The sequence below is a fragment of the Streptomyces sparsus genome, assembly GCF_054776295.1.
Genome location: NZ_BAAHCA010000078.1, coordinates 1 through 11,138, shown reverse-complemented (window position 1 = coordinate 11,138; position 11,138 = coordinate 1). Strand labels below are relative to the sequence as shown.

Annotated in this window: 11 protein-coding genes; 1 reads left to right on the top strand and 10 read right to left on the bottom strand. The window is 71.1% G+C overall.

What is annotated here, in order from left to right; all coding sequences use genetic code 11:
* Positions 1-71 precede the first annotated feature (71 nt).
* From ACYVE9_RS07230 to ACYVE9_RS07185, 10 genes are all read right to left on the bottom strand, one after another.
* On the bottom strand, positions 72-2,888 hold the full coding sequence (locus ACYVE9_RS07230) for a DEAD/DEAH box helicase (RefSeq protein WP_461026896.1): 2,817 nt from the start codon (positions 2,886-2,888) through the stop codon (positions 72-74).
* 119 nt (positions 2,889-3,007) lie between these two features.
* The gene (gene tatC, locus ACYVE9_RS07225) at positions 3,008-3,937 is read right to left on the bottom strand and encodes a twin-arginine translocase subunit TatC (protein WP_461026895.1); all 930 of its coding nucleotides are present in this window, start codon (positions 3,935-3,937) and stop codon (positions 3,008-3,010) included.
* Positions 3,938-4,013: 76 nt separating this feature from the next.
* Entirely contained in the window at positions 4,014-4,301 is a 288-nt protein-coding gene (gene tatA / locus ACYVE9_RS07220) for a Sec-independent protein translocase subunit TatA (RefSeq protein ID WP_461026894.1), read from the bottom strand.
* A gap of 223 nt (positions 4,302-4,524) precedes the next feature.
* Positions 4,525-4,728 (bottom strand): hypothetical protein, encoded by a 204-nt coding sequence (locus ACYVE9_RS07215; RefSeq protein WP_461026893.1) that lies wholly within the window; start codon positions 4,726-4,728, stop codon positions 4,525-4,527.
* Positions 4,729-4,754: 26 nt separating this feature from the next.
* Positions 4,755-5,714, bottom strand: a complete 960-nt coding sequence (locus ACYVE9_RS07210; RefSeq protein WP_461026892.1) for a helix-turn-helix transcriptional regulator — start codon at positions 5,712-5,714, stop codon at positions 4,755-4,757.
* A gap of 11 nt (positions 5,715-5,725) precedes the next feature.
* Positions 5,726-6,679, bottom strand: coding sequence for a helix-turn-helix transcriptional regulator (locus ACYVE9_RS07205; RefSeq protein WP_461026891.1), 954 nt, complete (start codon positions 6,677-6,679; stop codon positions 5,726-5,728).
* Positions 6,680-6,816: 137 nt separating this feature from the next.
* The gene (locus tag ACYVE9_RS07200; RefSeq protein WP_283991130.1) at positions 6,817-7,191 is read right to left on the bottom strand and encodes an FKBP-type peptidyl-prolyl cis-trans isomerase; all 375 of its coding nucleotides are present in this window, start codon (positions 7,189-7,191) and stop codon (positions 6,817-6,819) included.
* 51 nt (positions 7,192-7,242) lie between these two features.
* Positions 7,243-8,178, bottom strand: a complete 936-nt coding sequence (locus ACYVE9_RS07195; RefSeq protein ID WP_461026890.1) for an FKBP-type peptidyl-prolyl cis-trans isomerase — start codon at positions 8,176-8,178, stop codon at positions 7,243-7,245.
* Positions 8,179-8,290: 112 nt separating this feature from the next.
* Positions 8,291-9,652, bottom strand: coding sequence for a Pup--protein ligase (gene pafA, locus ACYVE9_RS07190; protein ID WP_461026889.1), 1,362 nt, complete (start codon positions 9,650-9,652; stop codon positions 8,291-8,293).
* Positions 9,653-9,661: 9 nt separating this feature from the next.
* A complete protein-coding gene (locus ACYVE9_RS07185) occupies positions 9,662-10,921 on the bottom strand; it encodes an MFS transporter (RefSeq protein ID WP_461026888.1) in 1,260 nt (419 codons plus the stop codon).
* 94 nt (positions 10,922-11,015) lie between these two features.
* On the opposite strand from ACYVE9_RS07185, the gene ACYVE9_RS07180 reads away from it, so the two are divergent.
* Positions 11,016-11,138 (top strand): LacI family DNA-binding transcriptional regulator (locus ACYVE9_RS07180; protein ID WP_461026897.1); only part of this gene is annotated, 123 nt, incomplete at its 3' end.

Here is an 11,138-nt window from a genome sequence, read left to right as displayed (position 1 = left end):
CACCGACACGCGCCCGGGCACAGAACCCGCCGACTCCTCAGCCCGCCCCGGCTCGTACCGGCCCGACAGGGTCAGCCCACCGAGGAGTACGCGACGACCCCGCGCCGCATGGCGTCCACCGCCTTGCGGGCGTTGCGGGCGACGGCGCTGTCCGCCGGTGCGGCGGCGGCCAGTTGCCCCAGCACGTCGATGACCTGCTTGCACCAGCGCACGAAGTCACCGGCCGGCATCTCCGCCTCGCGGAGCACCGCGTCGAGTTCGTGGCCCTCCGCCCAGCGGTGCGCGGCCCAGGCGAAGCCGAGGTCGGGCTCGCGCTGGCCCACGCCCTCGGTCTGGTTGATGCGGTGCTCCTCCTCCAGGGCGTCCAGCCGGCCCCAGATGTGCACCATCTCACCGAGCGCGGCCTTGGTCCGCCCGCCGGGCACCTTCGGCGGCATCGCGTCGTCCGCCGAGCGGGCCTCGTAGACCAGCGCCGAGGCGCAGGCGGCCAGCTCGGACGGCGGCAGCTGCTCCCACACACCCTCCCGCAGGCACTCGGCGGCGAGCAGGTCCAGCTCTCCGTACAGCCGGGCCAGCCGCTTGCCGTCCTCGGTGACCTCGTCACCGCGCAGGTAACCCAGATCCGTCAGCAGCGCGTAGACCCGGTCGAAGGTGCGGGCGATGGTGTTCGTCCGGCCCTCGATGCGCCGCTCCAGCTGACGGGTGTCACGCGTCAGCCGGTGGTACCGCTCGGCCCACCGCGCGTGGTCCTCCCGCTCGTCGCAGCCGTGGCAGGGATGCGCGCGGATCGCCGCCCGCAGGCGGGTGATCTCGGCGTCGTCCGCCGCGGCCGCCCGCTGCTTCCTCCGGCGCTGTCCGGCCCCCTCGTCCCAGGTGGCACCGGCCCTGGTGCGCAGCGTGGAGGCGAGATCACGACGCGACTGCGGGCTGCGGGCGTTGAACGACTTCGGGATCCGCATCCGGTCCAACGGCTCCACCGGCACGGGGAAGTCGATGCCGGCCAGCCGCTTCACCTGCCGCTGCGCGGTCAGCACCAGCGGACGGGGGCCGTCGTGCACCTCGTGGCCGCGGTGCCCCGGACTGCGACCGGCGGGCAGACCCGGGTCGAGCACCAGGGCGAGACCGGCGTACTTGCCCGTGGGCACCTGGATGATGTCACCCGGCTTGAGCTTCTCCAGCGACGCGGCCGACTGCGCGCGCCGCTGCACCACGCCTTCCTTGGCGAGCTCCGTCTCACGGTCCTTCAGCTTGCGGCGCAGCCGCGCGTACTCCTCGAAGTCGCCCAGGTGGCAGGTCATCGCCTCCCGGTAACCCTCCGCGCCCTCCTCGTTCTTCTGCACCTGGCGCGAGATGCCGACCACGGAGCGGTCCGCCTGGAACTGTGCGAACGACGTCTCCAGCAGCTCCCGGGAGCGGTGCCGGCCGAACTGGCCGACGAGGTTGACGGCCATGTTGTAGGACGGCCGGAACGAGGACCGCAGCGGATAGGTCCGGGTCCCGGCCAGGCCGGCGAGCGCGCCCGGATCCATGCCGCGCTGCCACAGCACCACGGCGTGCCCCTCGACGTCGATGCCGCGCCGGCCGGCCCGCCCGGTCAGCTGGGTGAACTCGCCGGGGGTGATGTCGGCGTGCTGCTCGCCGTTCCACTTGACCAGTTTCTCCAGGACGACCGAACGCGCCGGCATGTTGATGCCGAGGGCCAGCGTCTCGGTGGCGAAGACCGCCTTCACCAGCCCGCGGGTGAAGAGTTCCTCGACCACCTCCTTGAAGGTGGGCAGCATGCCGGCGTGGTGGGCGGCGACGCCGCGCTCCAGGCCCTCCAGCCACTCGAAGTAGCCGAGCACGTGCAGGTCCTCGTCCGGGATGGACGCCGTGCGGCGCTCGGTGATCTCCCGTACCTGCTCGCGCTCGGCGGCGTTGTTGAGGCGCATCCCGGCGAACAGGCACTGCTGCACCGCGGCCTCGCAGCCGGCGCGGCTGAACACGAAGTTGATGACGGGCAGCAGCCCCTGGGAGTCCAGGCGGTCGATCACCTCGGGACGGCTCGGCGTCCAGATGCGGGTGCGCTGCCGGCGTTCCCGCTCGCGGTCCGCCTCCCGCATGTCCCGGCCGCGGCGGCGGTCCCGCGGGCCGGAAACCCGGCTGTTCTCCATCCGGGCCATCCGCACCAGATCCGGGTTGACCTCGCGCTTGCCGCCCTTCTCCTCGTAGAGGTCGTACAGCCGGCGCCCGGCGAGCACGTGCTGCCAGAGCGGCACCGGTCGGTGCTCGGAGACGATCACCTGCGTGTCGCCGCGCACGGTGTCCAGCCAGTCCCCGAACTCCTCCGCGTTGGAGACCGTCGCCGACAGCGAGACCAGCGTCACCGAGTCGGGCAGGTGGATGATCACTTCCTCCCAGACCGCGCCGCGGAACCGGTCGGAGAGGTAGTGCACCTCGTCCATCACGACGTAGCCCAGCCCGCGGAGGGCCTGCGAACCGGCGTAGAGCATGTTGCGCAGGACCTCGGTGGTCATCACGATGACGGGCGCGTCGGCGTTGACGCTGTTGTCACCGGTGAGCAGGCCGACGTGCTCGGCGCCGTACCGTTTCACCAGGTCGTTGTACTTCTGGTTGGAGAGCGCCTTGATCGGGGTGGTGTAGAAGCACTTGCGGCCCTGGTCGAGAGCCAGGTGCACGGCGAACTCACCGACGATCGTCTTGCCGGACCCGGTGGGTGCGGCGACCAGCACGCCCTTGCCGGACTCCAGCGCCTTGCAGGCGTCGAGCTGGAAGGGATCCAGCTCGAAGTCGTACATCTCACGGAAAGGGGCCAGCGCGGTGGCCTGCTCGACGGCCCGCCGGCGGGCGGCGGCGTAGCGATCGGCAGGGGACATTTCCTCGGTCATCGTGAATCGAGCCTACCGGCCGCCCCCGACAACGCACACGATCTTTGTCCGGGCACGCCCTCGCCCCGGGCCTGGGAACGGAGCGGGCCCGGGGCGGGTCAGGTGGCAGGGGGACGCGGTCAGGTGGCGTCGTCGAAGCCGTTGCGGCGGGGAATGCCGTCGTCGCCCTGCTGCTGTTCGGGCAGCGGGCCGCTCGGCGCCACCCGCTCGGGGGTGAGGTCCAGCGGGGACGCCTCGTCGTCGCTGAGCGCCGCGTCGGTGTCGCGTGCCAGTCTGCGCCGGTCGTTGAGCAGGGAGAAGCCCACCGCGGCGAAGTAGAGCGCGGTGATCGGGATCGCCAGCGCGAGCATGGACAGCGGGTCGGTCGGGGTGACGACGGCGGAGAACACGGCGATGCCCATGACCATGGCCCGCCACCAGCTGAACATGCGCCGGCCGCTCAGGACACCGCCGAGGTTGAGCAGTATCAGCACCAGCGGTAGCTGGAAGGCCAGGCCGAAGGCGAGCACCAGTTTCACGGAGATGTCGACCATGTCGTCGACCGTGATCAGGTTGGTGGAGCCGTCGAGACTGAAGCTGAGCAGCACCGGCACCGCTTGCGGCAGGATCCACCAGGCCAGGTAGGCGCCGGTCAGGAAGAGCGGGGTGCCGAAGGCCACGGTGGACAGCGCGTACTTCTTCTCGTTCCGGTGCAGTCCCGGAGCCAGGAACGCCCACATCTGGTAGAGCCAGACCGGCGCGGCGGCCACCAGGGCCGAGATGAACGCCACCTTGACGTAGGTGGCGAAGGGCGAGGTCAGGCCGATCTGGGAGAGCACGGCACAGCGACCGCCCTGCCGGGCGGCTTCGGCCTCGGTGGCGCAGACCGGCACCGGATCGGTGATGAAGTCCCCGATGTCCTTGGCGTAGAACATCGCGAGGACCATCAGGGGAACGATGGCCAGCAGTGCCTTGACCAGCCGGTTCCGCAGCTCGCGCAGATGCTCGACCAGGGGCATCCGCCCCTCGGGATCAGCGGGCACGGCCTTCTTGCGGGCGGACTTGAGCAACCCACGTCCTCGTCTCGTGTGGGCGGCCGGCTGGCGGCACGGCGGCCCGGTGCCTGATGTGAACCGAAAGAGCTGGTCAGCCCTGGTTGGTGTGCTTCGGCTCCTCGACAGGGCGCGAACTGCTGACGTCACCGGGGGCGGCCTTGATGGTCCGGGGCGCGGTGGTCTCCTCCGCGGTATCCGAGCCGGCCTTCGTGCTGTCCGTGGTGTTGCTCTCGCTCTTCATGGCCGCGGTCTCGCTCTTGAGGATGCGCAGCGACTTGCCGAGAGCGCGAGCGGTGTCGGGCAGCCGCTTGGCCCCGAAGATCAGCACAATGAGGCCGATGATGATGACGAGCTGCCAGATACCGATCTGACCGGGCATGAGTGCCTACCTTCTCACCGAGGCCATGTGAATGTTGCCGGGACAGCCGTGCGATCTGTTGTCCGACCGGTGCCCGCGGAGCCATCGTAACGCGCGGGGGTAAACACCGGGCAATGCCCGCGCGTACCCGCGGCCACCAGCATCCGCCGCCGCGTCGCGGTGCCGCCCTCCGCCGACGCCCGGCGCGGACGTGTGAGCGAGGGCCGGACAGGGGCGGCGGGGCTCAGTCGGAGCCGGCGGGCCGGGCCCGACCGGCGAGCGGGGTGGCGGCCCGTTCCAGTTCGTCGGCCGCCCGGCTGATGCGTTCGGAGCTGTCCCCGACGGCCTGCGAGAAGCGGCGGACCTCCAGGGCGACCCGGATCGCCAGCACCCCCAGTACGGCGATACCGCAGAACGACAGCACGAGGAAGAACATCGGCCAGAGCATGGGACCGAGAGTAGTGGACGTGCCGGTCAGTCGCCGTAGGCGGCCAGGGCCGCCCGGGCTGCCTGCCGCGCGCTGTCGGCGAGCTCGGGCGGCGACGTGATCCGTCCGTCCTGGCCGAGCCGCAGCGCGAGGCGCCGCAGCGACCCGGGGTCGGGGGTGCGCAGGGTGATGCGCAGCCCGCCGTCGGCCAACTCCTCGGCGCTGTCGTGCGGGTAGTACTCGGCGACCCAGCGACCGCCCGGCCCCACCTCGACCACCACCTCGGGGTCCTCGGCGGCCGGCTGGACCAGGCCTTCCGACAGGTCGCGCGGGGTGACGGGCGGCGGGTCGGCGGGTTCGTCGAGCAGCCGGATCTCCGCGACGCGGTCGAGACGGAAGGTGCGCCGCGCCTCGGAGAGGCGGCACCAGGCCTCCATGTAGGTGTGCCCGAGCACGAACAGCCGCACCGGGTCCACCTCACGCTCGGTGAGTTCGTCGCGGGCCGGCGAGTAGTAGCGCAGCCACAGCCTGCGGCGCTCGGCGATGGCCCGGTCGACGTCGGCGAAGACGCCGCCCTCGGACTCGAAGGTGACGGACAGCCGGGAACTGGCGCCGGCGTTCTCCCCCGCCGCGGCCTCCAGCTTGGCCGTGGCCCGCAGCAGCGCCTCCCGGTCCCCGGCGCGCAGTCCGGGCAGGGTCGCGACCGCCCGCGCCGCGACCAGCAGCGCGGTGGCCTCGTCGGCGGCGAGACGCAGCGGCTCACCGGCGGAGTCACTGGCGTCCGCGTTGTGCCACCAGATGTGCTCGCCGTCGGTGTCGATGTCGAGCAGGTCGCCGCCCCGGAAGCTGGTGCCGCACATCGGCAGCACGTGCAGGTCGGAGATGAGCTCGTCGGGGGTGATGCCGAACGCCCGGGCCACCTCGTCGACCCGTGCGCCGGGGCGCTCCCGCAGGTAGGTCACCAGCGACAGCAGCCGCCTGGTCTGGTCGATCGCGTTGGTCGCCATCTCGGTACCCCTCAGCCCTTGGCCACGGCACGCAGCCGGTCCACCACGTCGGCCCGCAGCTCCGCGGGTTCCAGGACGACCACCTCGGGGCCGAACTCGACGAGCCAGGCGTCCAGTCCGTGCCCGTAGGGGATCTCCAGCTCCTCCCAGCCGTCACCGAGATCGCGCAGCTGGGTGGCCCGGGTCCGCAGCGGGTAGCCGGCGCCCTGCCTCAGCCTGATGCGCGCGGTCCCCGTGGCGGTCTCCCCCGCCCAGCGCTCGACCGTCTCCCGGACCCGGATCTGGTCGGGCACCTCGGCCGTGTAGGCACCGGCCCTGGACCGCACCGGACCGGTGATCCGGGACAGCCGGAAGACGCGTTCGGCCCGCCGGTCGCGGTCCCAGCCCGCGAGGTACCAGTGGCCGCGCCAGCACTCCAGGATCCACGGCTCGACCTGCCGCTTCTGCGGGTGGGGCGAGTTGGACCTGCGGTAGTCGAAGACCACCGGCCGCCGGTCCCGGCAGGCCAGCATCAGCGGCTCGAACGCCGCCTCACGGGCCGGGATACGCGGTTCGAGGCTGCTGTAGCCGCCGTACGGATCGTCAGCGAGCGGCATACCGGCGGCCCGTAGCTTCTGCAGCGCGCCGCTCGCGGCTCCCGCCAGCCGGGCCTGCTGCCACACCTTCGCCGCGACGCCGAGCGCCGCGGCCTCGGCCGCGTCGAGCGTGATCGCCGGCAGCCGGTTCAGGTCCCGCCGCGCGTGGTAGGCGGCCTCCCCCTCGAGGTTCTCCACCGTGTCGATGACCAGGCCGAGTTCACGCAGGTCGTCCTTGTCGCGCTCGAACATCCGGTTGAAGGCGTCGTCGCTGCCGGCCTCCAGGTAGGCCTCGATGGACGAACGCAGTTCCCGCTTCGTCAGCGGGCGCCGTGTACCGAGCAGGCACAGGGCAAGGTTCATCAACCGCTCGGCCTTGGCGATAGCCATCGACGCCTTCTTTCCTGCTGGTCCCGACCGATGACCGTACCGCTCCGGGCACCGGGCGCCAAACAGCGGTGGAGGCCCGCCCCCTTCAGGGGCCGGACCTCCACCGGAGGGGCCGCGTCGCAGACGCCGCCGAGTGCTCAGACCGCGACGAGGTCGCAGACGAAGATCAGTGCCTCGTTGGGCTTGATCACGCCGCCGCCCGCGCCGCGCTCGCCGTAGGCGAGGTGCGCGGGAATGGTCAGCCGGCGGCGTCCGCCGACCTTCATGCCCTGCACACCCTGGTCCCAGCCGGCGATGACCTGGCCGACGCCGAGCTGGAACTGGAGCGGCGTACCGCGGTTCCAGGACGCGTCGAACTCCTCGCCGGTGCTGAAGGCGACACCCACGTAGTGCACGGAGACGGTGTCCCCGGCCTGGGCGACGGGACCGTCACCCTCCCAGATGTCCTTGATCTCCAGGTCGGCCGGCGGCTCGCCCTCGGGGAAGTCGACCTCGGGCTTTTCAATGCTCACTGAGTTGCTCCTAGCAAGAGTTGCGCGGGAAAACCCGTCAATCCTCGCACGTCACTTCTCGTCGACGCTGATGACATCCACGGAGAAGACCACCGGGGACTTGAACTTCTCCCGCTGGTCCTTGGTGAGTTCGTCCTCGGGCACCACGATCAGCACCCGGCTGCCGGCCTTCTGGCCCTTGAGGCCCTCCTCCCAGCCGGGGATGCCGGGCTGGTCGTCGACGCCGGCGACGGGGATCTCCTGCGGGCCGCCCTGCTGCCAGGTGTCCCCCACCAGCTCGCCGTCCTTCCACAGCACGGCGGTGTAGTGGGCGAAGACGGTGCTCTTGGCGCCGACCTCCTTGCCGTCCCCCTGGATGATCGTGCTGCTGGTGATCTCCTTCGGGGCGTCCTTGTCCTTGGGGACCTCGATCTTGGGCGCCTTGTCGCCGACGGTGGTGCCGACCTTGGGCAGCTCGGGGTCCTGCTTCTCCACCGGCTTGCCGTCGATCTCGGTGGGGAGCGTCTTCTTCAGGTCCACCACGAAGACCAGCGTGGAGTCGCCGGGAATGGTGGGAGGCGATCCCTGCTCGCCGTAGCCCTTGTCGGGCGGGATGACCAGCTCGAGGCGGCTGCCGAGCTTCTGGCCGGCCACGCCCTCGTCCCAGCCCTCGATGACGTTGCCGGCACCGACCTCGAAGGTGAACGCCGAGCCGCGGTCGTAGCTGTTGTCGAAGACCTCGCCGTCCCAGAGCTGGCCGAGGTAGTCGACGTTCAGCGTGTCGCCCTTCTTGACCTCCTCGCCCTTGCCCTCGCTGAGGACCTTGACCTTCAGCTCCTCGGGAGGGTCACCTTCCCCCTTGGCGACCTTCGGCTTCTTCCCCGCCTCCCCGGTGACGGCCGGGAACTCGCCGGAACCGTCGTCACTGCCGCACGCGGCGGCGGAGACGAGCAGCAGGGGAACGAGCAGTGCCGCTGCTAGGCGGCGCACAGACTTCTTCGGTTTCATGGGGGCCCAACTCGCGGTATCGGGGGTCGGCGGGTACTGCCCTTGCCACCCTACGGGCAAGCCGGGGCACACCGGCCACCCTCGGCACGAAAGGTGACCGGTGTTCCTTCGGTCACATGCCGGCGATGAGCTTCTCCACCCGTTCGTCGACCGAACGGAAGGGGTCCTTGCACAGAACCGTGCGCTGCGCCTGGTCGTTCAGCTTGAGGTGCACCCAGTCGACGGTGAAGTCCCGGCGCTGCTCCTGGGCGCGACGGATGAAGTCGCCGCGCAGCCGGGCGCGCGTCGTCTGCGGCGGTACCGACTTGCCCTGGAAGATCTTCAGGTCGTTGCAGATCCGCTCGGCCCGGCCGCTGCGCTCCAGCAGGTAGTAGAGGCCCCGCCGCCGGTGGATGTCGTGGTAGGCGAGGTCTATCTGGGCGACCCGGGGGTGCGACATGGTCATGTTGTGCTTCGCCCGGTAGCGCTCGATGAGCTGGTGCTTCATGACCCAGTCGATCTCGGTGGCGATCTTGCCGAGCTCCTGGGTGCGGATCGACTCCAGCGTGCGCCCCCACAGCTCCAGCACCTGCTCCACGACGCCGGTGCGGATGCCCCGGCGCTCGCAGAAGTCCACCGCCTTGTCGTAGTACTCCTGCTGGACCTCCAGGGCCGAGGCCTCGCGGCCGTTGGCCAGGCGGACCTTGCGCTGGCCGGTGGTGTCGTGGCTGACCTCGCGGATGGCCCGGATCGGGTTCTCCAGGGTGAGGTCCCGCATGACCGTGCCGGCCTCGATCATGCGCAGCACGAGGTCCGTGGCGCCGACCTTGAGCAGCATCGTCGTCTCGGACATGTTGGAGTCGCCGACGATGACGTGCAGTCGGCGGTAGCGCTCGGCGTCGGCGTGCGGTTCGTCGCGGGTGTTGATGATGGGTCGGGAACGCGTCGTCGCGGAGCTGACGCCCTCCCAGATGTGCTCGGCGCGCTGACTGACGCAGAAGACGGCGCCGCGCGGCGTCTGCAGTACCTTTCCCGCACCGCAGATGAGCTGACGGGTGACGAGGAAGGGGATGAGGACGTCGGCCAGCCGGGAGAACTCCCCGTGCCGGGCCACGAGGTAGTTCTCATGGCAGCCGTAGGAGTTGCCGGCGGAGTCGGTGTTGTTCTTGAACAGGTAGACGTCGCCTGCGATGCCCTCCTCGTGCAGGCGTCGTTCTGCGTCGACCAGCAGGCCCTCGAGGATGCGCTCGCCCGCCTTGTCGTGGGTGACCAGTTCGGTCACGTTGTCGCACTCGGGAGTGGCGTACTCCGGGTGCGAACCCACGTCCAGGTAGAGACGGGCCCCGTTGCGGAGGAACACGTTGCTGCTGCGGCCCCATGACACGACACGGCGGAAGAGGTACCGCGCCACCTCGTCAGGGGACAGGCGTCGCTGCCCCCGGAACGTACATGTGACGCCGTACTCGTTCTCCAGCCCGAAGATTCGGCGGTCCATGAGTGAACATTACGCCTGATGCCCTGTTCTGAAACCGGCTTCGGGCGTGCCGTTGCGATCATTTTCCACCTGCGGCGGCGCTTCGGCCGAGGTGGGCGGCGTCGTCAGTGCCTTCCTCGTCAACAGCAGGACCAGCAGCGCGGCCGCTCCCGCCGCCCCCGGCACGGCGAAGCCGCCGGCGGCTCCGGCCGCCTCGATCGCGGGCCCCACGACGGCCGTGCCCAGGGCCGCCCCGACCCCGAACGTCGTCACCAGCCAGGCGAACGCCTCGGTCACCGTGCCGCGCGGGGCGTACCGGTCCACCACGACGAAGGCGCAGCTGAGCGCCGGGGCGAGGAAGATGCCGGCGACGCAGGCGAGCACGGTCATCGTCGCCGGGCCCGGCACGGCCATCAGCGGCAGGTATCCGACGGCGAGCGCGGCGATCAGCCACCGCAACCGCGGTTCCGGGCGGCCCGGCCACTGCCGCCCGCCGTAGGCGAGTCCGCCGACGAGGGCGCCGAAGCCGATGCCGGACATCAGCAGCGCGTAGACCAGGTCACCACCGTTGTCGTCGGCGTACGCCACGGCGGCGACGGTGATCGAGCCGAGCGCGATGCCGACGAAGAGGAACGAGCCGAGCAGCGCCAGCAGGCCGGGCGAGCGCAGCGCTCCCAGCCAGTGGGCCTCCCGCGGGTCGCTGCGCCAGGCGCGGGAGGGGGCCGAGACGACCACGGACAGGGCTCCCAGGACGCCGATCGCGTTCACCACCAGCAGTGCCCCGGCCTCCGACCACAGGGCCACGGCGAGCGTCACCAGCAGCGGGCCGACGGTGAACATCACCTCCTGGGCCACCGAGTCCAGCGCGTAGGCGGTGTGGACCCGGTCCTGGCGTCCCAGCACGCTCGGCCACAGGGCCCGCAGGCCGCCTTCCAGCGGCGGGGTGAAGACGCCGGCCACCAGCACGGTGGCCACCGCGGCCGGCAGCGGTTCGATGCCGACGAGGGCGAAGGCGGCCATGCCCAGCCCGGAGACCACCGCGGCGGGCAGGATCACCCGTGGCTGGCCGAACAGGTCGACCGCCCGGCCGAGCAGCGGCTGCCCGACCGCGGTGGCGAGGCCGTAGACCGTCGCCAGCACGCCGGCCAGGGTGTAACTGGCGCCCTCGGCCCGGGCGAAGAGCACGATCGCGATGTGCGCCGTCGCGTTCGGCAGTCGACCGACGAGTGTCCCGACCAGTAGCCGCATGGCGTGCCTGGCACGCAGCAGCTCCCCGTAGCCCGTCGCCATCCGGCGGCACCTCCGTGAGTTTTACGTATAACGTCCGGTGCCATACGTACCATGTCCCCAGTCCGCAGGTCCATCCAGCAGCCGGAGTGCCGCAGTGCCCACCGCCCGCTCCCGGCCGACCAGCCGGGACGTCGCCAGCGCCGCCGGGGTCTCCCAGGCCACCGTCTCGCTGGTGCTTCGCGACAAGTGGCACGGCCGGGTCTCGGCCGGCACCGCG